The sequence below is a fragment of the Paenibacillus rhizosphaerae genome, assembly GCF_014192015.1.
GTDB lineage: Bacteria > Bacillota > Bacilli > Paenibacillales > Paenibacillaceae > Paenibacillus_AQ > Paenibacillus_AQ rhizosphaerae.
In genome coordinates, this window is record NZ_JACHXJ010000007.1 from 239,303 (window position 1) to 260,948 (window position 21,646).

The window sequence follows — 21,646 nt, forward strand, 5'->3', positions numbered from 1 at the left end:
GGAATGTTGTGATAATATTTACAAATATATGAATACGAACATATGTTCCATGACAAGATGCTGTCAGCCAATGTTGGTACGATATAAAGACGATGAATTAAGATAGGGGTGAACATCCATGCAGTCAGGTATACAGGATCATTTTACATGGAACCGCAATCATATTTTTGCCAGCGGAATGAATAAGGCTATTCTACTAGTCGAGTGGTACGGAGGAACGCTGCGTCCTGCCCGGAGGCGAACCTCCCCTAAGCTCATCGCCCGGGATGTGGAGCTGCACTTGTGGCTGGAACCGCATGTGACCTTGCTGCGTATTTACGGGGCAAAGGCAAGAAGAGGACTGAATCATTCATTGATCGTGCCGCTGGGGCATCTGCAGGACGGAGTCCAGCAGTTCTTTGCGATTGAGCTTGCCCTTGAGCCGCAAAGTCCAGGTCTTCATGGCGTTATCTCGGCCCAGTGGCGATACAAGGAGCGGAACAAGGAGCGAATCAAGGAGCTCCCCGTCAAAGAACTTTATATGAATTACACGTATCACATGGGGCTTTTGCGTCAGCCGGAGGACTTTCACGTCCATAAGCATGTGAAACTTCTGGAAACACCGGGAGTAGTCAAGGAAGCCATCAGGCTGTTCGAATTCGGCGATATTGAGCATGGGGAATGGGTGCTCCGCCGTAAGGGGGACGAGCTGCTGATCAGTGCGGCCCGGAACGCGGACGGCCGTTTGCTGGCCGAGGCCGACATGCTGTACCAGCTCAGCGAGCACTATGTAGGAACTTACATGAATAGGAATGCCACTTTGGTCAGAAACGGGTAAGGAGTCGCATGGATACCCTGCCGTAACAAGTACATATTTTTTAAGAAATAATAGCAAAAACGAAGGGGATGGTCTTTGGAGCATGAAAGCAGGATTCGCTTTGCTACAAGTCGAATGGACTACTTCTAAAGTTGGGATATGAGTCTAATTTACTATATGAGCTAGGAGAATCCACATGACAGACAGACTGATCCGACTAATGCGCATTATCACTCTGGTTCAGGCCAAGCCCGGCATTCTGGCCAGGGAGCTTGCGGAGCGATGCGGCACCAGCGAGCGGACGATATATCGCGATATGGATGCCCTGAGCGCCATGCATATTCCGGTTACCCATCAGGGGCATGGAAAGGGGTACAGGTTCATCGGAGATTTTGCCTTGTATCCGCTGGATTGGACGGAAGAGGAAACGTCCGCGTTCGCGGCGCTTCCTTCCATCATGAATCAGATTAAACCGATCCTGCCCGCGGCGTTTGAAAGTGCATATGAGAAAGTCATGGCGGCGAACCATAAGCGAAGAGCAGATTCCGCGGTAACAGAACAGCAAGAAGCAGTCACATCGGCGGACAAGTCTGCGGCAGCGATAAGGGATCAGCCGCCGTTTCTCATCCCGATCCTCATGGCCACCTTGTCCCAGCATACGATCCAGGCGGAATACGTTCTTGCTGACCGCCGGGAGCGAAAGTCCGGAAGAATCGATCCTTACTGGCTCGTACCCTGGAAGCAGCGCTTTTATCTGGTCGGCCGGAGCCATTCGGAAGGGAATATCCAAATTTACCTTCTTAGCAATTTTCAGCAGGTAGAAGTTTTAGATGACGTATTCGTCAAAGTACATATGCATGTTCAGCAAGAGTTGTTGGATCCTTATCATGAGCCGCACGAGCAAGATCAAATACAGTTTAAAATCAGGATCTCCCCTCGGATGGCGAATTTGTTCAGAACTGAGGCGTTTATTCCCCCGATGCGAATGGCGGAGAGCCGGGACGGCAGTCTGATTGTGGAGTTACGTGTAACCAACGTGGTTGAATTTATAAGCTGGCTGTCCCAGTATGGGGCGGAAGCCGAAATCATGGAGCCCGTATTTTACAGGGAGATGATGAAACGAAATTTGCGCAAATGGCTTGCTTTATACAAATGATAGAGGATCCCCGCGGTTTATTGCTCACCCTGCAACAGGGAAATGCCAACAGTTGGCATCCCCTGCCTGATGGATGCTGGCCCTGTTTTTTCAACTCCTCCCCTACTCAGCGACTTCAGGTATGATATCCCGCCTCATTCGAGAATCCAAACGATGAACGGCCGACTTAGCTTGAGTCATAACGATATACCCGGGAAATCGTATATTTATCATTTTCCTGTCATTCTCCTTACTGTCAAGATATGTTAAAATAATGGGGGATGTTTTCCAGTTTGAGATGAGCGCAAGGAAGTGGGGAGATCGGTGAACAATTTTTGGGGAAGGAACGTCAAAGGCGACAAGGACAATGAGCCCAAGTCCGGGCTTAACTTACGGGTGAATTTGTTTTTTTTCAGCACCTTCATCATATTTTGCGTCATTATTATCCGGCTGGCCGTCATCCAATTCGTCGAAGCGGACACGCTGACGGAGAAGGAAACAGGGCAAAACACGAAAAATATTCCGCTCCCCCCTGCCCGTGGAGATATTTTGGATGCGACCGGCACCAAGCTGGCTTTTTCTACGCCGGTGCAGTCGCTGTACATAACGCTCCAGAAGGATTACAGCAATGCGACGGAAAAAAGCAGGAAGAACCGCGCGGAAGCGATGCAGTTGGCCCAGAAAATAGCGGATGTATTTAACGGAATGGGCGATCCGATCAAGAAGGAGGACATCATCGAAGCGATGGACCTGGACTCCAAGAAAGAGCACGGCTACTATCCGCGCCGGATCAAGATGGATTTATCGCAGCGGGAGATCGCCTATTTCATGGAGCGGAAATCCGAATTTCCGGGGATCGAAATTATTGAGGAATCGAAGCGGACTTATAACCCGAATACGATCGCGGTCCAAACGGTCGGATATATTAAGAGCTTCAAGCATACGGAGTCGTTAAAAGAGTATGATGAGGCGCGCAAGGAACAGAAGGATCCCGGACTCGTCTATACGCCGGATGAGCTGGTCGGAGTTGACGGCGTCGAGATGTCCTTTCAAAAAGAGTTGCGGGGTAAAAACGGGTATAAAGTGGTCTCGGTAACGCCGGGCAACATCGTTGACGGTGTCGAGGAGATCGTCCCGCCCGAGAAGGGGAACGACGTCTGGCTGACGATCAACAAGCAGGTGCAGCAGACGGCGGAGCAGGCGATCATGGACCAGCTGGACTGGGTGCATCACAATCCCGTATCGGGTGAGACGCATCCCAATGCGCTGACGGGTTACGCCGTTGCCATGGAGGTGGAAACCGGCAAGATCGTGGCCATGGCGAGCATGCCGGATTATGACACGAATGTATGGGGAGATGGGGGGATCTCCAATAAGGATTATGAAAAGATCAAGGCCAATTACCAAAATGGGACCATTACCCCCATTTCCTCAGGTAAATCAGGCCACAACATGGAGTCCACGCTGCTGCTCGGATCCACGATGAAGCCGCTGAGCGTGCTGATTGGCCTGAAGGAGCATTTGTTCTCGACGACCACACCTTATAACGATGTCGGCATTGCGTATTTCGGCAAAGAGAAGAAGGCTGTACGGAACTCGCAGAACCATGCTTACGGGTATCTCCGCACCCCGGCAGAGGCCATCGAGCATTCGTCAAACGCCTTTATGGTGGATATGGTCGGCGACAAGTTGTATAAAAAGTATATTAACGCGGGCGGTGACTATAACAAGGGCGTCGACGTCTGGGATAAATATATGAAGCAGTTCGGTCTAGGGGTATCGACGGGAATCGATCTCCCTAATGAATTCCTGGGCAGAAGGGAGTATATGCCTGATAAAAACGGGAAATTTCCGCAAACAGGCAGCGCCCAAGGCTCTCTCGTCTATGCTTCCTTCGGCCAGGAAGGAAGATATACGACCCTCCAGCTAGCCCAATACGCTACTACGCTGGCGAATGAAGGGGAACGGATTAAGCCGCAGATCGTCAGCAAGATTACCGATCAGAACGGCAAGGTCGTCAAAACGTTCAAGCGCGAAGTACTGAACAAGACCGACGATTTTGACAAGTCTTACTGGAGCCTTGTGCGGAGGGGGATGAACACCGACGTAAAATCGGCGTTCGCCGGCTTCCCATATGATTTTGCCAGAAAGACCGGTACATCGCAGCAGGAGTCATCGGATGGGGTCAACCGGGATAACGGCGTCTTTATCGCCTATGCCCCGCGGAACAACCCGAAGCTGGCCGTCGCCGTCGTCATTCCGGAAGGAGGCTTCGGCGCTTACAGTGCGGCTCCCATCGCCCGTAAAATTTTCGATGCGTATGACCAGGAATACGGGCTGGATGGGGTGCCCAAGAAAAACAAGCAGGCTGTGAACCCCTAAGACCGTTCGAAAACAACGGCCATTCGGCTTAGCAGCTTCACTGATGTCCGCTCCGATAGAACAATGCTTTCATATGTATATATTGGATAAAGACCGACCCGATTTTCCGGGCGGTCTTTTTCTGTTGTTCTTATTAAAAGGTAACGGCTTCTCTAAGCCCCAACCCGGGGGAAGAGCGAAAGATGTCGAACGCATGCCTTTTATGCTAGAATAATAAAAGTCGTTTTACATAGGTCAGACAGGAAGGAGGAATGCTGGTGAGCGACTACACGACGGACCATGCGCAGGAAGGTCCGAAGAAAGGGAAAAACAGCTTTAACCTGCGGATTAACCTGTTCTTTTTCAGTACGTTTATCATTTTCTGTGTCATCATTATCCGGCTCGCCATTCTGCAGTTTGTGGAGGGGCCGACGCTGACGGAGAAGGAGTCCAGCAACATCGTCAAGGACGTGCCGCTGCCTCCGGTCCGGGGAACGATCTACGACGCTTCGGGCGTGAAGCTGGCCTATTCCACGCCGACCCAGTCGCTGTACCTTACGTTGATGAAGGATTACAGCGAGAAGAACGGGAAGAAGAACCGTCCGGAGGCCGAGAAAATGGCGGAAGACCTGTTGGAAGTGTTCAATGAATACGGCGATCCGAAGGGCGAGAAAATGACCAAGCAGGATATCATAGATGCAATGGATCTGGATTACAAGAAGTATTCGGGTTATTCACCGCGTCGGATCAAGATGGATTTGTCGGACAAGGAGATTGCCTATTTCTCGGAGCACAAGTCCGATTTTCCGGGCATCGCGATTGAAGAGGAGAGCATCCGGCATTATGACCCCGACACCGTGGCGGTGCAGACGATCGGGTACATCCGAACCTTTAAGGGATCCAAAAGTTTGACCAAGTACAAGACCATCGACGAGAAGCAGCGCAGCGGCGATGTGCAGGCCGATCCGGGGCTGATCTATACCGAACCCGAGTTTGTCGGTTACGACGGTCTGGAGCTGATGTATCAGGACGATCTGCGCGGCAAGAACGGGTACAAGAAGGTGCCGATCGACCCCCGCAACATGCCGGAGGGTGTAGAGGAGATCGTGCCCCCGGAGAAAGGGCACAACATCTACAGCACGATCAACAAGGAGATTCAGCTGCAGACGGAGCAGGCGATTACCGACCAGCTGAGCTGGCTCCATACGCATCCGGTTTCGGGAAAGCTGCATCCGAACGCCACGACGGGATTCGCCGTCGCGATGGAAGTGAAGACGGGCAACATCGTCGCCATGGCCAGCATGCCGGACTACGATACGAATGTGTGGCAGTCGGGCAGCATCTCGCCGGATAACTGGGACAAGATCCAGAACATTTACCAGAACGGCACGATCCGTTCCTTTAACCCGGGTAAATCCGGCAGCCATCCGGAATCGGTCGTGCTGCTCGGTTCCACGATGAAGCCGCTCAGCGTCCTGATCGGACTAAAGGAAGGCTTGATTCGAACAAACACCTACTATAACGATACGGGTGCGGCCTACTTCGGTAAGGAAGGCCACCAGACCCGCGTACAGAACTCCCAAGGCCACGTCTACGGCGGGATGGACCCGGCGCGTGCGATCGAGAAATCGTCCAACGCGTTTATGGTCGACGAGATCGGGAAAAAGCTGTATGAGAAATACGGCTCCAAAGCGATTGAGGTATGGGACAGCTATATGACCACATTTGGACTTGGCGTAAGCACCGGCAGCGGTCTGCCGGGGGAATGGGAAGGCCGTAAGGAATATCTCGATATTAAAGCGGCAGGTTCCACCCAGGCGGCCATGGCCTACGCTTCCTTCGGGCAGCAAGGGAAATACACGACGCTGCAGCTTGCCCAATACGCCGCCATGTTGGCTAACGAAGGCAAGCGGCTGAAGCCGCAGCTCGTCAGCAAGATTACCGACGACAAGGGCAACATCCTCAAGACGTTCAAGCCGGAAGTGCTGAACACCGTCAATTTCAACCAGTCATACTGGGATGAGATCAAGCGCGGGATGAAGAGTGACGTTTCTTCCTTTGAAGGGTTCCCTTACAGCTTTGCCCGGAAGACGGGGACATCGACCCAGAGCGTCGGCGGCAAGCTGATCGATAACGGGGTATTTATCGCTTTTGCTCCGAAGGAAAATCCGGTTCTGGCCATTGCGGTGATGATCCCGGAAGGGGGATTCGGCTCGCAGAGCGCCGCGCCGATCGCGCGTAAAATTTTCGACGCATACGACGAGGTGTACGGGCTGGACGGCGTTCCGAAAGGCAAAAAGGAGACGACCGACGGTCAAAGCAACCCTTAAAAAAGTCAGGCAGTGCCCGCAAAGCAGTGGATTCCATCCGTGTTCGCGGTAAACGGGCTGATCGCAGGCAGGCAGTGAACAGGGGCTATCCCCAGCTGCCTGCTTTTTTTAATGATAGGGCCCGCCCAGCCGGGGGAGTGCCGCGGCAAATCCCTTTTGTGAGGTTCCGGTCCTTGTGGTAAAATGTCCGTATGTCTGTGTCAAAACGGAAAGAAAAGCGCTGGAACAAGGACAGGGGGAAACGGCATGAGTACGAATTATAAGTTACTCGCACTGGATATGGACGGAACGCTGCTGACCGATGAGCAGAACATTTCGAAGGAGACGGCGCAGTGGATCCGCAAGGCATCGAAGCACGGCGTGCATGTGTGCCTGTCGACAGGACGGGCATTTATGAGCGCCCTGCCTTATGGGGAAGAGCTGGGGCTGAACACGCCTATGATTACGGTAAACGGCAGCGAGGTATGGCGTGCCCCGCATGAGCTTCACCTGCGTTCGCTGATGGATGTGGAGCTGGTGAAAGCGATGCACGACATCGCGGTGGAAGAGGACTGCTGGTACTGGGCCTATTCCGTTGAGCAGCTGTACAATAAGGATCATTGGACGGATGACGTTGAAGGCAAGGAATGGCTCAAATTCGGCTACCATACAGAGGATGACGAAGCGAGACACCGTATACTCATGAAGCTGCAGGATATGGGCGGCCTTGAAATTACCAACTCCTCGCCATTTAATCTGGAGATCAACCCGGAGGGCGTGAACAAGGCTGCGGGCATTGCGGAAGTGTGCAAGCTGCTGGACTTGACGATGTCTGAAGTCATTGCGGTCGGGGACAGCATGAACGATCTGGCGGCGATCCAGCAGGCCGGACTCGGCGTAGCCATGGGCAACGCGCAGCAGGTCGTGAAAGATACGGCCGATTATATTACGTCAAGCAACAACGATGACGGAATTGCTGAGGTTATCCAAAAATTCATTTTTGACGAGGAGTGAGCATAAGCGATGGCTGTGCTTGGCTGGATATTGGTCATTGCGCTGTTCGCAATCGGCTTGGCCGGCGCCGTGTACCCGATACTGCCGGGGGCGCTGGCTATCTTTTTTGCCTTTTTTGTGTATGGCTGGTTCTTTACGTTTTCCCATTTCAACGCCTGGTTCTGGATCATCCAGGGCCTTATCATCGTGGTGCTGTTCGTAGCCGATTATGCCGTCGGCGCCTGGGGAACGAAGAAATTCGGCGGCTCCAGGCTGTCGGTCATTCTGAGCACCATCGGGGCGATAATCGGGCCATTCGTCATTCCGGCTTTCGGACTTGTGATCGGACCGTTTGTGGGCGCGTTTGTGGGAGAACTCATCAACGGATCGTCGCCGTCCAAGGCGGCGAAAGTGGGCTTCGGGACGCTTGTGGGATTATTTAGCAGCATGGTGATGAAAGTGATCCTGCAAATCGTCATGATCATCGTATTTTTCGTATGGATCGTGTTTTTCTAATGATAAGATAACGCATGGGCGGTCACCCGTCCGGGGTTGTGCTTGCTGGGGAAAGAAGGGAATAGGGTTTGGCGAAGAAAGAATCATTTATTAGAGGCACGCTCATTCTGGCGGCCGCTGCGCTGGTGGCGCGCGTGCTCGGACTGGTACAGCGGGTTCCGCTGGATCATCTGTTTAATGACATAGGCAAGGCTTCGTTTACGATTTCGAACAACGTCTATTTGCTGCTGCTGACCGTGGCAACGGCAGGCATTCCGAGTACGCTGAGTAAAATGGTATCCGAGCGTTATGCGCTGAAGAAGCCGGCGGAAGCGCAGCGCGTGTACCACGCAGCGCTTATTTTCGCCGCGGCGGCGGGCGTCATCATCACCATTCTGCTGTACGTGCTCGCACCGTATTATGCGACCTACGTTTCCAAAGTGCCGGAAGCGTCGCTCGCCATCCGTGCGCTGGCACCGGCGCTCCTGCTGTTTCCGGCGATCGCGATGATGCGCGGATACTTCCAGGGCCGCGGCAACATGACCGCGGGCGGCATCTCGCAAATCGTCGAGCAGTTCGCCCGGGTCGGCACCGCGATCCTGCTGGCTTATATTCTGCTGAAGAGCGGATATGAGGACAGCTGGGTGGCGGCCGGCGCTTCTTTCGGGGGCGTGCTCGGCAGCATCGGCGCGTTTGCCGTCATGCTGTATTACACCGTTAAAATTCGCAAGCAGGACCGCGCGCTGATGCTGGAAGCCGGTCCGGATTCACATCTGCCGATGGGACAGATATACAAGGATATCTTTACGATCTCCATTCCGATCGTGCTGTCATCGATGACTGTGCCGGTGGTCAACTTTATCGACTCGTCGATCGTCAATCCGCTCCTGATCGGCCGGATCGGCGAAGCGAAAGCGACGCAGCTGCTAGGGATTCTCGGACAGCGCGCGCAGAGCGTGGCCGGCATTCCGCCGATTCTGGCCATCGCGCTCAGCACCTCGCTGATTCCGGTCATTTCGGCCGCCTTCGCCCGGAAGGACGAAGCGCATCTGAAGCAGCAGATCACGCTCGCGCTGCGCATCTCGATCCTGACCGGCATGCCGATCGTTATCGCCCTTTGCGTGGCGTCGTATTCGATCAACGGCCTGCTGTTCAGCAGCCTGGACGGCAGCGGACTGATCATGCTGCTGACGTTCGGCACGATCTTCCAGATTACGATGATGACGACCAACTCGATCCTGCTGGGCGTCGGCAAAGCGTACCTGACGGTCATCAGCGTGATAATGGGCATTATCGTCAAGCTCCTCGGAAGCCTTATTCTCGCTCCGTGGCTTGGCATTTACGGTATTATCGCCGCGACGGGACTCTGCTTCCTGGTCATAACGTGGCTGAACCTGCGCGTCATGAAAAAAATCGTGCCGTTCTCCATTCTGGGGAAACGCTGGCGTGGTTTTCTCATTACCGTGATCGTCACCGCTGCCGTTGGATACGGGCTTAACGCCGCGGGCGACCAGCTCGTCCACATTTTGCCGGACAGGCTGGCCTTCCTGATCACCTGCCTGGTGGTCGGCGTCGTGGTCGTGGTGCTGTATCTGGCACTGCTGGTCATGCTCGGCGTGCTGCGCCAGCAGGAGCTGTCCAGCTATCCGCGCATCCTGCAGAAGGCGCTGCGTCCGCTGATGCGCCTGCAGCCGTCCCGGTTGAAATCACAGGGACGGGGTTAGAACGGTCCATGCCTCATTTTACAGACAAGCTAATAGGTTGAAGTCACAGCCCTCCCGACATCATGCGTGAGGGCTGTTTTTTGCAGCGCGGACCGGTGGGCATGCGTCATTTCGATCATGAAGGGCCGTCTCGGCCGGCTTACGTGATGAATCGCATCTTCGTTTTTGAACCAGTCATAACGCGGGATCGATTCGCAGTACAGGTCATGCCACACGTCATGCAGGAGTGGGCTGTACAGGCGCCGACCGCCGGGAAGCCATTCCTGCTTCACCAGCTCGATACTTTCCAGCGGGGAGTTCAGCGCTTTTTTCTTGTCATGGGTAAACAGCTGCGGCCAATATTCGCTCCGTGAACCGCGGTGATCGACGACCGATGCGAACGAGTGCACGCCGGACAATACGTCCTCGTAACCGAACAAGGCGGCGTACAGCGCTTTGCCGAAGGCGATCCTCTCATTCAGGCTGGAGAAATGCTCCAGAATGAGTCCGACCATGGAATTGGCGGCGTAGCCGGCCGACTCGCGGATCCGGGACTTTTCCTCGGGAGTATGGAACACGTCGGCTTCGAGCTCCGGTATTTGCGGCAGCATCGGGAAGACGACTTGATTCATCTGAAATTTGCTGTGCAGGGAAAATACCTTTTTACGAAGGACACGGCTTTGATAATAACTGTTCTGCACGACGCGGCCCTCAATATAATTTTGTTCATTGATGATCAGCCCGACGGCAAGCAGGGCGCTGTCCCGTTCAATCCAGAAGCGGTCCCAGAAGGGGCTCATGAACGCCGATACGCCAAAGCTCGGAAGCAGGTGAAACAGGCTCCTTCCAAGGCGCCGGCTGTGGCAGTACAGCAGAAGCTGCGGGTAGGCGTCCTGGAAAATAAGCGCGTTGCACCGCTCCAGCATCCGGTATAGATCCTCCCGGGCGGAGGGCTCCATCAGATCCGACATGAGTCCGCCCTTCAGGTCGCTCATATTCCAGCCGGCGTTCCTCGAGACCATGTGGGCCAAAAAGGACCAATGGAGCTCGGGATACTCCCGGTAGCAATCATAATAAGCCCTCGTCCGCGTAATGTTGCTTCGGTTGGCTTCCCGGGTGCGGGTCCGGATCGTATGAAGAATGTCCTGCTCTTCCTGGGAACGGGCCGCCATATTCTGGGGATGAGCCAGGTGGTGGCGCATTTCCCGCATCCGGCCGATGTCACCGGCCATCCGGTCCAGCTGGTCACGGATACTCTGGGCCGACGTCTCCTTCCAGTCGAGCGGCCGGCGGCGCCGGGTCAGCTGCCGGGAGGCCTTCCAGCCGGCGGCTTTGCCGCGGGCGATCTCGGCGGCCGTCTTCGGCAGGGTCGACATGATCCGGATCCAGGCGGGTATGAGGGTACGCTGCGCAGATGTTACCGGCATGTCCGCAACCTCCTTTCTTGTAAATCTCTCATTACTTCAGTATGTCTAAAAAATTTGACTTCCACTCGGTATTTTGATTCACTTAGAGAAGAAATGGACAAAAATTGGACAAGATATGGGATAGAAAGGGCGGATATCCATGCAAAAAATTACTTCTCAAGCCGAATTTCAAGTCGCAATCCAGTCTCCCAGACTGACTGTTGCCGTATTTAAAGCGGACTGGTGCTCGGACTGCAAATTTATGGACCCGTTCATGCCGGACGTGGAGAAGAAGTTTTCGAACGATCTGACGCTTGTCGAAGTGGACGTGGATCAGGTCGGCGACCTCAGCCAGGAGCTGAACATTTTGGGCATACCGAGCTTCGTGGCCTTTTCGGACGGCCGGGAGCTGGTTCGGCTGGTGAACAAGCTTCGCAAATCGCGCGAAGAAATCGAGGGATTCCTGAATACGGCGCTGGACGTATACAGAACGATTCATAAATAAGCTAATTTGCACCGCTCTTGCCGCACTGAGGCATTTGAGGCGGTGCTTTTCTCTTTACAGAACAGCTTCAAGGGATGGCTGAAGGTATTTGGGTTGCGGCGTTATTTGGCCGAGCCAGCAGGGAAGCCCCACTTCGTGGGGCTGTTTCATTTATCCGACATTTTGTCACAAAGTGGCCGTGATGTATGTCAAGGAATCAGGTATAATAGATGAGATTGGTAAAATATTGAGGTACCTGTCTTCAGTGGTAAACTTTTTATTATGAGCAGCAGGTGAGAGAATTTTGAATACCAGACAATTGAAATGGCTTAGTTATTTAACGTTTGTCGTGATGTTTTTTGCGACGTTCGGCGGAACCGTGGTCACCAAGACCGATTCCGGACTCGGATGCGGGCATGAATGGCCGCTGTGTCACGGTGAGTTCGTTCCGGCGCATACCATCGCCTCATTAATTGAATATTCCCACCGGCTGATCAGCGGGTTGGCAGGACTTACAGCGGTAGCGGTGGTTGTAGCCTTCCATCTGTTCGCTAAGAATCGGCGGGACCTGCGCACGTATTCGGTGATGACCCTTATCTTTGTGTTGGTTCAGGCTGTCATGGGGGCAATGGCCGTCGTGTATGACCAGTCCTCAGCCGTGCTTGCCTTCCATTTCGGTTTCTCGCTGATCGCGTTTGCCAGCTCGCTAATGCTGGCTCTGGGCGCCCGCAGAATGGACAAACTGGGCGAGGCTTCGTACCCGTCCGGCGGCAAAGCTCGCGTCAGCGCTGCCTTCCGCGGCTATACATGGGCCGTGACCATCTACTCCTATATCGTCGTCTACATCGGTGCATATGTCAGCCACACCAACTCGGCGGGAGGCTGCCTGGGATGGCCGCTGTGCAACGGGAAGTTCATTCCCGAGCTGTCCGGAGGGGTGACCATCGCGTTTGTTCACCGGATCGCGGCACTGCTGCTGCTGATCGCGATCGCCGTACTGGCCGTCTGCGGCTACCGGCTGAACCGGGGGAACCGGGAGCTGCAGGGTCTAGGCATCGCCGCAGTAACGCTGTGCCTGATGCAGGTCTTCAGCGGGGCGGCGATCGTGTCGACGCTGAACAAGCCGGAAGTATACATCTTTTCCGCACTGCTGCACAACCTTCTGATTTCCTCCCTGTTCGGCGTGCTCTGTTATTTGAGCGTCCGCGTCTGGCAGACCGGAAGGGCGACGCTTCAGCAGCCGAAATCCGCTTCGGCCGTCCGGGGAATCGGCTTTGAGCCGCAGGGCGGCAAACGATGAACTGAATACCGCTGTACATCCAAAGTCCGCGAAGTGATTCGAGGGCTTTGTTTGTAAAGTTTGTTTTTTATTTTTTGGCTTATTTTGGAGAGGAATGATCGTGTGAGCTATCAAAATTTACGCCAATGGCTCGAAGCCTTGCGCAAGGAAAATGACCTGAAAGTGATCGAGGCTCCCGTGGATCCGTACCTGGAGCTGGCGGAGATCCACCGCCGGGTCATCGACGAACAGGGGCCGGCGCTGCTGTTTACGAATGTACAGGGGACCCCGTTTCCGGTGGCTACAAATCTGTTCGGTACCAGCCGGCGCGTAGATATGGCGTTCGGACCGCGTCCGGAGGAGCTGATGAAGTCCCTGGTGGGGGCGCTCGATACGATGCTTCCGCCGACACTGTCGGCGCTGTGGAATGAACGAAGCCTGATCAAGGACATTCTAAAGGTAGGCATGAAAACCGTTCCGATGAGCGATGCCCCGGTGCTCGGCGTCTCCCGCAGCGACCAGCCGCTGAAAGACCTGCCGCGGGTCACTAGCTGGCAGGAAGACGGCGGCCCGTTCATTACGCTGCCCCTTGTTTATACGGAGAGCCCATCGCGGCCCAAGGACCACAATCTGGGCATGTACCGCATGCAGATTTATGACAACCAGACGACCGGCATTCACTGGCAGATCCATAAGGGCGGCGGTTTCCATTATCACGAGGCCGAGCAGCGCGGCGAAGCGCTGCGTATGACGACGTTCCTTGGCGGGCCGCCGGCCCTGATCGCATCGGCGATTGCACCGGGACCGGAAATGCTGCCCGAGCTGCTGCTCACGTCCATGATTCTCGGCGAAAAGCTGCCGATGGTGGAAAACCCGCTCGGCGGGCACCGCATTCCGGCGGAAGCGGAGTTTGCGATCAGCGGTCTCGTCCCGCCGTTCGAACGGCGTCCGGAAGGTCCGTTCGGGGACCATTACGGGTACTACTCGCTGATGCATGACTTTCCGGTCTTTCACGTCAACCATATGTGGCACCGCAAGGACGCCATCTATCCGGCGACGATCGTAGGCAAGCCGCGGCAGGAGGACTACTTCATGGGCGAATTTCTGCAGCGTCTGCTGTCGCCGGCCTTCCCGCTCGTCATGCCGTCGATCAAATCGCTGTGGACGTATGCCGAGACGGGATTCCATGCTCTGGCTTCTGCGATCGTCCGTGTCAGCTATTCCCGTGAGGCGCTCGTATCCGCCTTCCGGATGCTGGGCGAAGGTCAGCTGTCTTTGACCAAATTCCTTATCTTGACCGACCAGCCGGTCGACCTTGAGAACGCCAGCGAGCTGCTGGAAACGGTGCTGGCGCGGTTTAACCCGGCGGTCGATCTGTTTATATTTAATAAGACATCCCACGATACGCTCGATTACACAGGACGCAAGCTCAACCACGGCAGCAAGGCCGTGCTGATGGGGATCGGGGAGCCGGTTCGCGAGCTGCCGCGTGCTTACGAGGAAGGGCCGATTGCGGAAATCGAACAGATTGTTCCATACTGCGGAGGCTGCCTCCTTGTCTCGGGCGCAGGGTACGAGGGCGAGCCGGAGCTGCCGGAGCGCCTGCTGCAGCGGCTGCAGGAGAAGGGGACCGAATGGCCGCTTGTCATTTTGGTGGACGATGCCCGCCAGACGGCAGCTGACCAGACGTCCTTCCTGTGGACGGTGTTTACGCGCTTCAACCCGGCGACGGACATCTATGCGGGTGCCGAGGTGCGGAATCACCACCTGTTGTACCGCCTGCCGATCGTGGTGGATGCGCGCATGAAGACCGGGTATCCGGACGAACTGATTCCGCGGGAGGATATCGTCAAGAAGGTGGATGAACGCTGGAACAGTTATTTTGCGTAAATACTGATCAGGGAGAGAATGCCGATGCTGCGAACGCTGCTTGGAGAGATGCCCCGCCAAAATAACGGGCTGCTCGAAGATGCCATCGAAACGATGGTGGAGACGATCCATTTGCTCCAGAACGAGATCGAAAAAAATGAGGATCCCAGCCATGATTACCGCAAACTGGAGATATGGACACGCGGTTTGGTGTCTTCCCTGGATGAATTGGAACAGAGCTGGTATGCCGCTTCTTTTTTCCGTCAATCGGTCAAAGCCGGTTATGTGGATGACATGACGATTGAGGAGCAGGCCGAGTACGCCAGGTACGTATACTTCTATAAAAACGGCTTTATCCGCGTGTTCTCCGTTCTGGACAAGCTGGGCACGGTGCTCAATGACTTGTTCGATCTGAACACGCAGAAGACCAAACCGCATTTTTCCTATTTTACGGTGCTCCGGCAGTTCCATTACATGAGAACCCATTTGGACTTGGCCGGGCAGCTGTCGAAGATCAAGGACGAATACAAGAGCGCCCTGAACGTGCTGCGCAAACGGCGGAACGCGGAGGTTCATTACATGAACTCCGAGATGCAGGATGACTTGTGGCAGCGGCACCAGGGTCTCAAGGATAAGGTCGAGCTGGAGGACCTGGACCAGCATTTGAGCGAGCTGAAGCAGGGGCTGGACATGGTATGCAAATCGCTCTCGGCATCCTATCATTACGCCAACAAACTGTGGAAAAAGGAAGGCATGCATCCCTGAAGGGATACAACAAATTTCCTTTTGACAAAGTGCGCAAATATATCTATACTGTAAAAATGAAAACACGTCATCATTAATTTCATAATCTTTTCTTATCGAGAGAGGCGGAGGGACAGGCCCGATGAAGCCCGGCAACCGATTTGAGCACGGCATCCGCCGTTACTCGAATGTCATGGTGCTAATTCCTACAAGCTGCAGCTTGAGCTGCAGGTTGGCAGATGAGAAGGCAGCGACTTTTACAAGTAAGGGAGCCCCTTTTTGATTCTGTCAGAGGGGCTTTTTATTTTGCCTGGATTCGATAGAATAGATCGGCTATATAGATAGAATGAAATTAAGAAGTGAATGTCATGGGCCTCTATCGGGCCGTTATAACAGGAAATTCAATGCAAACTTTAGTTCAATCTATACAGATAGAGATTATGCGAACCCTATTCGGGTAGGATAGGGGGAAGAGAGGGGGCCCTTCGGTTGATCGAACTGAAGCAGCTGACGAAAAGGTACGGTCTAGGGGCAAAGGCGACGGAGGCTTTGTCCGGGCTGAACCTCAGCATCAATAAAGGAGAAATTTTCGGCGTGATCGGCCACTCGGGTGCAGGGAAGAGCACCTTGATCCGGTGCATGAACCTGCTGGAACGCCCGACCTCCGGGGAGGTGTGGGTAGGCGGCGTTCATCTGACGAGCCTGAGCAGGCAGCGGCTGCAGAACGAACGGCGGAAGATCGGGATGATTTTTCAGCATTTCAATCTGCTGAGCTCGGCGACGGTGTATGATAACATCGCCTTTCCGCTCCGGTTAGCCCGTAAGGGCAAGGCCGAGGTGGAAGCCAAGGTCAACGAGCTGATCGCGCTGGTCGGGCTGGAAGCCCACCGCAATAAATATCCAGCCCAGCTGTCCGGAGGCCAGAAGCAGAGGGTGGGCATCGCCCGCGCGCTGGCCAGCGATCCGCAGGTGCTGCTGTGCGACGAAGCGACTTCGGCGCTCGATCCGCAGACGACGGATTCGATCCTGAAGCTGCTGCTGGACATTAACCAAAGGTTCAATCTGACGATCGTCCTGATCACCCATGAGATGCACGTCATCCAGAGCATCTGCGACCGGGTGGCCGTGATCCATCAAGGCGGCATCGTTGAAGAAGGCGCAGTCACGGACGTATTCCTGAAGCCGCAGCACCCCGTGACCAAGGATTTTGTCCGCGGGGAGCAGAGCCAGGGCGAACCGCTTGAGCTGGCTGCCCAGGCTTCCGGAACGGGTTCGGCGCAGGCCGTGAAAATTACGTTTCTCGGCAGCAAAACGTACGAGTCCATCCTGTCCCGGACCGTGCGCGAGACGGGGGCGGATTTCGCCATCCTGCAGGGCACCATTTCCACCATTAAAGATACCCCGTACGGGCAGCTGATCGTCCGCTTTGAGGGCGGACGCGAGCAGATCGATGCGACGCTCGCCAAGCTGAGCGAGCAAGGGCTTGACGTGGAGGTGATGAACTGATGTGGGGTTTGGATTTTTCCACGGTCGACTGGAACGAGATCGGCGTCGCGACCTTGGATACACTGAAAATGCTCGGGGCTTCCGCGCTGTTCACCTTTATCCTCGGTCTTCCGATCGGCGTCGTGCTGTTTATGGCGTCGCGTTCGACAACAGGGTGGGTGCGTGCCGTTTATGCGGTCATATCCTTTATCGTGAACATCCTTCGTTCGGTCCCATTCATCATCCTGATCGTCGCCCTGATCCCTGTCACGAAAGCGATCGTCGGCGTCACCTTCGGGGTGTTGGGGACGATTCCGCCGCTGGTGATCGGCGCTGCGCCGTTCTTCGCCAGACTGGTGGAAACGTCGCTGCGCGAGGTGGACCGCGGCGTGATCGAGGCGGCGCATTCGATGGGCGCTTCCACCTGGCAGGTCATCACACGGGTGCTGCTGCCCGAAGCAAGACCGGGCCTGCTGGCAGGGATTACGATTACCGTCGTAACGCTCGTATCCTATACGGCGATGTCGGGGATGGTCGGTGGAGGCGGACTCGGTGATTTGGCTATCCGCTACGGTTATTACCGCTATGAAACGACCGTCATGATTATTTCCGTCATCTTCATGATCGTGCTGGTGCAGCTGCTGCAAATGGCGGGCGACCGGCTGGTGCGTCACTTTACCAGAAAGTAAGACGTACAAAGTTTTTGGCTCACAGTCATGCATCCGGACGACCGGATTTGACCTGGAAAGGCAAGGCAGGTAACGTCAAAGCACTGCCTTTCTAATATAAATCATATTATTCTTATGAATTTAAGGGGGATTTATCAAATGAAAAAATGGCTCGTTTCTTTTCTGACTCTTGCCTTGGTTGTCGTGCTCGCCGCTTGCGGCAGTAAGCCGAATAACAGCGGCAGCGAATCTGCGGGAGAATCCGCGGACCAACCGGCTGCAAGCGAAACGGTTACACTGACGGTTGGCGCAACAGCCAAGCCTCATGCCGAAATTTTGAAGCATATCCAGCCTGCTCTTGAAAAGGAAGGCGTGAAGCTGGTCATCAAGGAGTTTTCCGATTATGTGCAGCCGAACGTGCAGACGTTCCAGAAACAGCTCGACGCTAACTTCTTCCAGCATCAGCCTTATCTCGACAATGAGAACGAACAGCGCAAGATGGACCTCGTTCCGGTTGTAGGCGTACACTTGGAGCCGCTTGGTGCTTATTCCAAGAAGGTGAAGAGCGCTGACGAAATTCCGGACGGCGCAACCGTAGGCATTCCGAACGATGCAACAAACGGCGGACGCGCGCTCAGCCTGCTGGCGAAGCAAGGCTTGATTACTTTGAAGGATCCGAACAAAGTCGAATCCACGGTGAAGGACATTACCGCGAATCCGAAAAACCTGAAAATCAAGGAAGTCGATGCTGCAATGCTGCCGCGTCAGCTGAGCGAATTCGATCTGGCCGTCATCAACACCAACTACGCGCTGGAAGCCAGCCTTGATCCAACGAAGGACGCGCTCTTCATCGAAGGCAAAGACAGCCCTTATGTCAACATTCTGGTGGCCCGTCCGGATAACAAGGACTCCGACGCCATCAAGAAGCTGGCTGCTGCCCTGACTTCCGACGACGTGAAAAAATTCATCGAAGATACGTACAAAGGTGCCGTGATCCCGGCATTCTAAAGCCTGCGCAAGAGCGCAGCACAGCCGCAAGGGTTCTTCCCCTGCGGCTTTTTTATTTGAATAGCTGCGTCGCCAGACGTTTTTTATTTGTTCCGCTTCTTGGTGGCCCGGCTTGACCGGGCTTCCAAGTTGCGGCGGGGCCGTGAAATCTTTTATACTATACAGGATCGAATGTTCATACGTGCGATTTGTACATGCATACATTTATATTTTAAATAGGAATGATGTGTCATCGAATGGATAAACGGATGGGAAGTTCAGAAAGCAGGAAGGAGGATGTCATCTTGAGAGGAAAGGTTGCCCTGATCACGGGCAGTGCCAAGGGACTAGGCAAAATGACGGCGCTCACGCTGGCACGTTCCGGCTGCGACGTTGCGCTTAACTATGTCCACAGCCGCCGCGAAGCGGAGGAACTGCGGGCGGTGATCGAGGGATTGGGCGTGCGCAGCATTGCGATTCAAGCCGATGTCTCTGACACGGGCCAGCTGGAGCATTTGGCCGCTCGCGTCGAATCGGAGCTCGGCAGTCCGGACATCGTCGTGAACAACGCAGGCCCTTTTATCCGGGAGCGAAAACGGTTTTCCGATTATACCCAGGCGGAAATTTTATCGCTGATCCAAGGCAATCTGGTCGGCACGATGCTGCTGGACCATTTGGTGCTGCCTGCCATGCGGACTAAGCGCTGGGGAAGGATCATTCACTTCGGCTTCGGCCATGCGGCGGAATCGAGAGCCTGGCCGCACCGGGCGGTGTATGCCGCCGCAAAGACCGGACTGGTTTCTTTTACAAAGACGCTGGCGGTTGAAGAGGCCCCGTACGGCATTACGGTGAATATGGTATGCCCCGGGGATATCCGCGGGGACAACAAAGAGAAGACCATCGCCGAGGTCGCCGGATTGCAGGACGGGGAGACGCCGCGGGGCAGACCCGGCAGCGGCGAGGATATCGCACGCGTGATCGAGTACCTGTGCCGCGACGCTTCGGATTTTATCACCGGCAACATTATGGACATCTCCGGCGGGCTGGACCCGATCCGTCCCTGGATTGGTCCGGCTGATCACGGGATGTGACTGTCGGCTATAGCGCCCCAGGGCACAAAAAAAGAAGAGACCCGTCTTCGATGAAGTCAGGTCTCTTCTTGCTATTGAATGGGATTAGAATACTTGAATAACGTCGTTGATTCCTTCAACTTCCTCGACGAGGGCGCGTTCGATCCCGGCTTTCAATGTAATGGTGGAGCTTGGGCAGCTGCCGCAGGCACCCATCAGTTTCAACTTCACGATGCCGTCTTCCACGTCAACCAATTCCACGTCGCCGCCATCGCGTTGAAGGAACGGGCGAAGCTTATCAAGCACTTCCGCTACCTCATCATACATGGTGCTCTGTGCGTTTTCGCTCATTGATTTCAACTCCTTTCCTGTAATCATTATTATATTACAAACCGAGACAAAATAAAATGGCTATATATGCTGCACCGGACAAGGCCGTTGATATTATCCGCCTCACCCGGTAAACTAAGATAAGTCCTACCTAAGAATCAATACCTAAAGCAGGTGATATCATTGAGACCCATCATCGAGTTTTGCACCAACAACATGCACTTCGGAACCGATGAAGTCATGGAGAAGCTGGAGGAGAATCCGGATTACGACGTCATCGAATACGGATGCCTGAGCAATTGCGGCCAATGCGCCATGATGCCCTTCGCCATGGTGAATGGTGAGATTATAGATGCTGACAGCGCGGATGAGCTGTATGAGGCCATTATGGCCAAAATAAAAGAACTCGAGGCTTGGGACAGCCTCGAGCTGGATTAGCCGAAATGGCGTCTGGACTTCCAGAGTACCCCGCTTTTCAACAGGCGGGGTACTCTTCCTTTTACCGAAGTTTTCCCCATCAGGCCAAAGCCCGCCTTGCTGCCAAGCGATCCCAGGGTTCCACGAAGGTGGATCTTGTGGATCTTCGGCGTTTCGCCTTTCCAGAGCGCATGGATCACGTCGGCCACTTGTTTGGCCTGAGCTCCTGCCGCTTGGGCGCTGGGAGCGAACGGAATGCTGGCGCAGTCCCCCACCACATACACTTCCGGGTAATCCGGAATTTGGGAATACGTGTTGACCACGACCCGGCCGCCCGGATCCTTCGGCACGTTCAAATCTTGAACGACCTTCACCGGCTGAATGCCGCCCGTCCAAACTGCGGCGTCGGTATAGATCGCTTCATCTCCGTTATAGACGATACCGTCTTCCACCCGGCATACGGATATGTGGGAGCGCGTATTCACTTCATGATCCATGAACCACTGCTCCACGTACAAGGATACCGTCTGCGGGAAAGAGGAGAGCACCCGGCTGCCGCGGTCCAGAATCGTGATGTTGAGGTCCGGACGGCTCTCCCGCAGTTCCGCGGCCGTTTCAACGCCGCTGAGGCCGCCGCCGATAATATGCACGTTTCCGTACGGCTTGACATCGTTCAGGCGCTGATAGGTTTGGCGTGTGCTTGAGAACGTCTGGATGCTGTTCGTGAATTGATCCGCGCCCGGTATGCCGTGATAACGGTCGGTACAGCCCAGGGCGATCGTCAGGTAATCGTATTCGATCGGGTCGTCGCCTTCAATGTGAACCCGCTTGCCGTCCAGATCGATGGACGTGATCTCGCCGTATTTTTTCGTGAGCTGGGGATGGTTCGGAAACTGTATACGCAGGTCATAGTCGCTAGCCGTCCCTGCCGCAAGAGCGTAATACTCGGTTTTAATGCCTTGGAAAGGCATGCGGTCAATCAAAATCAGCTCCATATCTTGGGGGAAGTGGTTGTTCAGGAGACCTTGGATGAGCGCCAGGCCTCCGTAACCTCCACCCAGGATGACGAATTTTCTCATATGTCCGTCTTTCCTTTCTCATACGTCGGCTTTTGA

The 21,646-nt window shown here is 54.7% G+C and carries 19 protein-coding genes and 1 riboswitch; of the genes, 16 read left to right on the forward strand and 3 right to left on the reverse strand.

Going from position 1 to position 21,646, the window contains the following annotated elements; genetic code table 11:
• The first annotated feature begins 118 nt into the window (after window positions 1-118).
• The 7 genes from FHS19_RS31210 (at window position 119) to FHS19_RS31240 (ending at window position 9,813) form a co-directional block, all read left to right on the forward strand.
• Window positions 119-817 carry a hypothetical protein gene (locus FHS19_RS31210; protein ID WP_183586790.1) on the forward strand — a complete coding sequence of 233 codons (699 nt, stop codon included), beginning with the start codon at window positions 119-121 and terminating at the stop codon, window positions 815-817.
• Window positions 818-992: 175 nt separating this feature from the next.
• Window positions 993-1,952: a helix-turn-helix transcriptional regulator gene (locus FHS19_RS31215; RefSeq protein ID WP_183586798.1), complete on the forward strand. Its 960-nt coding sequence runs from the start codon at window positions 993-995 to the stop codon at window positions 1,950-1,952.
• Window positions 1,953-2,255: 303 nt separating this feature from the next.
• Entirely contained in the window at window positions 2,256-4,313 is a 2,058-nt protein-coding gene (locus FHS19_RS31220) for a peptidoglycan D,D-transpeptidase FtsI family protein (RefSeq protein WP_183586800.1), read from the forward strand.
• Between the two features lie 257 nt (window positions 4,314-4,570).
• Complete coding sequence (locus FHS19_RS31225) at window positions 4,571-6,622, forward strand: peptidoglycan D,D-transpeptidase FtsI family protein (protein WP_312887387.1); 2,052 nt, start codon at window positions 4,571-4,573, stop codon at window positions 6,620-6,622.
• Between the two features lie 246 nt (window positions 6,623-6,868).
• Window positions 6,869-7,615 (forward strand): Cof-type HAD-IIB family hydrolase, encoded by a 747-nt coding sequence (locus tag FHS19_RS31230; protein ID WP_183586804.1) that lies wholly within the window; start codon window positions 6,869-6,871, stop codon window positions 7,613-7,615.
• A 9-nt stretch (window positions 7,616-7,624) separates the two neighbouring features.
• Window positions 7,625-8,110, forward strand: coding sequence for a DUF456 domain-containing protein (locus FHS19_RS31235; protein WP_183586806.1), 486 nt, complete (start codon window positions 7,625-7,627; stop codon window positions 8,108-8,110).
• Window positions 8,111-8,178: 68 nt separating this feature from the next.
• Window positions 8,179-9,813: a putative polysaccharide biosynthesis protein gene (locus tag FHS19_RS31240; protein ID WP_183586808.1), complete on the forward strand. Its 1,635-nt coding sequence runs from the start codon at window positions 8,179-8,181 to the stop codon at window positions 9,811-9,813.
• Between the two features lie 29 nt (window positions 9,814-9,842).
• Here FHS19_RS31240 and FHS19_RS31245 read toward each other — a convergent pair whose 3' ends face one another.
• On the reverse strand, window positions 9,843-11,219 hold the full coding sequence (locus FHS19_RS31245) for a DUF2515 family protein (protein ID WP_183586810.1): 1,377 nt from the start codon (window positions 11,217-11,219) through the stop codon (window positions 9,843-9,845).
• A 139-nt stretch (window positions 11,220-11,358) separates the two neighbouring features.
• Here FHS19_RS31245 and FHS19_RS31250 point away from each other — a divergent pair, with 139 nt between their 5' ends.
• The 8 genes from FHS19_RS31250 to FHS19_RS31285 all read left to right on the forward strand — a co-directional run bounded on the left by FHS19_RS31250 (window position 11,359) and on the right by FHS19_RS31285 (window position 19,805).
• Complete coding sequence (locus FHS19_RS31250) at window positions 11,359-11,703, forward strand: thioredoxin family protein (RefSeq protein ID WP_183586812.1); 345 nt, start codon at window positions 11,359-11,361, stop codon at window positions 11,701-11,703.
• 283 nt (window positions 11,704-11,986) lie between these two features.
• Entirely contained in the window at window positions 11,987-12,982 is a 996-nt protein-coding gene (locus FHS19_RS31255; protein WP_183586814.1) for a COX15/CtaA family protein, read from the forward strand.
• Between the two features lie 102 nt (window positions 12,983-13,084).
• Window positions 13,085-14,851 (forward strand): UbiD family decarboxylase, encoded by a 1,767-nt coding sequence (locus FHS19_RS31260; protein WP_183586822.1) that lies wholly within the window; start codon window positions 13,085-13,087, stop codon window positions 14,849-14,851.
• A gap of 24 nt (window positions 14,852-14,875) precedes the next feature.
• On the forward strand, window positions 14,876-15,595 hold the full coding sequence (locus tag FHS19_RS31265; RefSeq protein ID WP_183586824.1) for a Cthe_2314 family HEPN domain-containing protein: 720 nt from the start codon (window positions 14,876-14,878) through the stop codon (window positions 15,593-15,595).
• Window positions 15,596-15,684: 89 nt separating this feature from the next.
• A riboswitch (SAM riboswitch) is annotated at window positions 15,685-15,820 on the forward strand.
• 243 nt (window positions 15,821-16,063) lie between these two features.
• On the forward strand, window positions 16,064-17,080 hold the full coding sequence (locus FHS19_RS31270) for a methionine ABC transporter ATP-binding protein (protein ID WP_183586826.1): 1,017 nt from the start codon (window positions 16,064-16,066) through the stop codon (window positions 17,078-17,080).
• A complete protein-coding gene (locus FHS19_RS31275; protein WP_183586828.1) occupies window positions 17,080-17,748 on the forward strand; it encodes a methionine ABC transporter permease in 669 nt (222 codons plus the stop codon). The genes FHS19_RS31270 and FHS19_RS31275 overlap by 1 nt, the downstream gene beginning before the upstream one ends.
• Before the next feature lie 138 nt (window positions 17,749-17,886).
• A complete protein-coding gene (locus tag FHS19_RS31280) occupies window positions 17,887-18,735 on the forward strand; it encodes a MetQ/NlpA family ABC transporter substrate-binding protein (RefSeq protein ID WP_183586830.1) in 849 nt (282 codons plus the stop codon).
• Window positions 18,736-19,019: 284 nt separating this feature from the next.
• Entirely contained in the window at window positions 19,020-19,805 is a 786-nt protein-coding gene (locus FHS19_RS31285) for an SDR family oxidoreductase (protein WP_183586832.1), read from the forward strand.
• Window positions 19,806-19,889: 84 nt separating this feature from the next.
• Here FHS19_RS31285 and FHS19_RS31290 read toward each other — a convergent pair whose 3' ends face one another.
• A complete protein-coding gene (locus FHS19_RS31290; RefSeq protein WP_076173718.1) occupies window positions 19,890-20,135 on the reverse strand; it encodes a NifU family protein in 246 nt (81 codons plus the stop codon).
• A gap of 162 nt (window positions 20,136-20,297) precedes the next feature.
• On the opposite strand from FHS19_RS31290, the gene FHS19_RS31295 reads away from it, so the two are divergent.
• Window positions 20,298-20,552, forward strand: a complete 255-nt coding sequence (locus tag FHS19_RS31295; RefSeq protein WP_076173719.1) for a YuzB family protein — start codon at window positions 20,298-20,300, stop codon at window positions 20,550-20,552.
• Here FHS19_RS31295 and FHS19_RS31300 read toward each other — a convergent pair.
• A complete protein-coding gene (locus tag FHS19_RS31300; protein ID WP_183586834.1) occupies window positions 20,549-21,610 on the reverse strand; it encodes an NAD(P)/FAD-dependent oxidoreductase in 1,062 nt (353 codons plus the stop codon). The two genes, FHS19_RS31295 and FHS19_RS31300, sit on opposite strands and share 4 nt — an antisense overlap.
• Between the last annotated feature and the right edge of the window lie 36 nt (window positions 21,611-21,646).